General features: G+C 52.9%; 2 protein-coding genes. Both read left to right on the forward strand.

The window, feature by feature from the left end; all coding sequences use genetic code 11:
- The first annotated feature begins 229 nt into the window (after window positions 1-229).
- The gene (locus QP994_RS11225) at window positions 230-589 is read left to right on the forward strand and encodes an IS3 family transposase (protein WP_350338205.1); all 360 of its coding nucleotides are present in this window, start codon (window positions 230-232) and stop codon (window positions 587-589) included.
- 21 nt (window positions 590-610) lie between these two features.
- Window positions 611-1,851 (forward strand): IS3 family transposase gene (locus QP994_RS10975; protein WP_284866809.1). Its coding sequence is split into 2 segments (ribosomal slippage): window positions 611-899 and window positions 899-1,851, totalling 1,242 coding nucleotides; the frame shifts between segments, so codons are not numbered across the junction.
- The last annotated feature ends 25 nt before the right edge of the window (window positions 1,852-1,876 follow it).

Consider the following 1,876-nt stretch of genomic DNA (forward strand, 5'->3'; position numbering starts at 1 on the left):
AACCGCCTAACCACAACCCCAAACTTCATACCGAGCCGAAAGCACAAACCGCTACACCACTACACGGGACTTGACCCGAGCGAATCCGCCAGCTAGAAAAAGAAGTCTCTAAGCTGCGCGAAGAACGCGACATCCTGCGCAAGGCCGCGAAATATTTTGCCGAAGAGACACGCTGGTAATCCGCTTCCAGTTTGTCTATGACCACCGAACCGAGTACTCGGTCAAGCGGATGTGCCACGTGTTAAAGCTCAATCGCTCCTCGTTCTACAAATGGGTCAACATCCGCGATAAACGAAGGTTAAAGATATGTTCTGACGCCCTTATTGGTGCAAGAATCAAGACCATCTTCGATGATGAGCACGGGCTCTATGGTGCTAAACGCATCGCTGCAAGCCTCAACGACGATACGGGCTTTCCCCCGATCAATCACAAGAAGGTCGCACGCATCATGCAATCCATGGGGCTTAAAGGCTTTAGTAAACGGCGTCGATGTATCACCACCAGGCGTAAGCCTGGCCACCGCGTCATGCCAGATTTAGTAGGACGCAAATTCACAGCTGTGAAGTGTCCCAGGTTTTGTTCCGTTTGAGTAGATGGGAAAATCTGGAATATGCCGAGGAAATTTGACCAGGATGCAAAGGACCGTGTGGTCCGTCTCGTGGAAGATCGCATCTTGGCAGAAAATATGTCGATGCAAGCCGCGTGCCAGGCAGTAGCTCCAAAGCTGGGGGTTTCATGGCATACGGCCCGTCAATGGACTCAACAGGCCCGTCGTGCGGGAAACATCCCAGAACCTGTGCCTGAAGATTTGGCCGCGGAAAACGCGAGGCTGCGTCGTGAAAATCAAGAGCTACGCGACACTAATGAGCTGCTGAAGGCCGCTTCAGCTTTTTTCGCGTCGGAACTCGACCCAAAACGTCGGAAATGATCCGGTTCATCGATGAATTCCGGGTTCGTTTCTCTGTCGAGTTCATCTGTAAGACGTTGAAGAATAACCGGGCTGGTGGGTTTATCACCTCGCGTGGCTATCGCCAGTCCAAGGCCCGTGGGTTAAGTGCTCGTCGCCTTCGTGATGCTGTGCTGGTTGAACGCATTAGAACTGTTCATCGGGATAATTACGGTGTCTACGGTGTACGGAAAATGTGGCATGCTCTCCGCCGTGACGGAATTGATATCGGTCGTGAACAAACTGCCCGTTTAATGCGCTTGGCCGGTGTTTCTGGCAAAGGCAAAGGCAGATCACCTCTCACAACCCGTAAGCCTAACGTGCCTGATCTGCGCCCAGACTTGGTCGAGCGTGAGTTCAAAGCCCAGGGTCCGAACAAACTGTGGGTGGCTGACATTACGTATGTGCGCACGAAGAAAGGCTTTGTGTATGCCGCGTTTGTCACCGACGTTTATTCCCGGCGGATCGTTGGGTGGGCGTTATCAGACTCCATGCGCACCGAAGCGTTGCCGCTGCAAGCTCTTAATCAGGCGATCGTGTGTGCTGAGGAAACAACAGGTCTCATTCACCATTCGGATCATGGCTCGCAGTACGTCAGCGTTGTCTACAACGAGCGCCTTGCCCAGCACGGGATTGCCGCTTCCACCGGAACTGTCGGGGATTCTTATGACAATGCTCTGGCTGAAAACGTTAACGGCTCCTACAAGAACGAGCTGATCCATACTCGCAGGTGGGATGATGTTGTCGAGGTAGAAATCGCGACGTTCGAGTGGGTGTCATGGTGGAACGAGATGAGGCTTCACCAAAGCTTGGGATACCGAACCCCAGTCGAAGTGGAAACCGATTTTTGGAAGGGTCAAGTCCCGTGTAGTGGTGTAGCGGTTTGTGCTTTCGGCTCGGTATGAAGTTTGGGGTTGTGGTTAGGCGGTT

Source organism: Corynebacterium sp. MSK044, from assembly GCF_030232825.1.
Lineage (GTDB): Bacteria > Actinomycetota > Actinomycetes > Mycobacteriales > Mycobacteriaceae > Corynebacterium.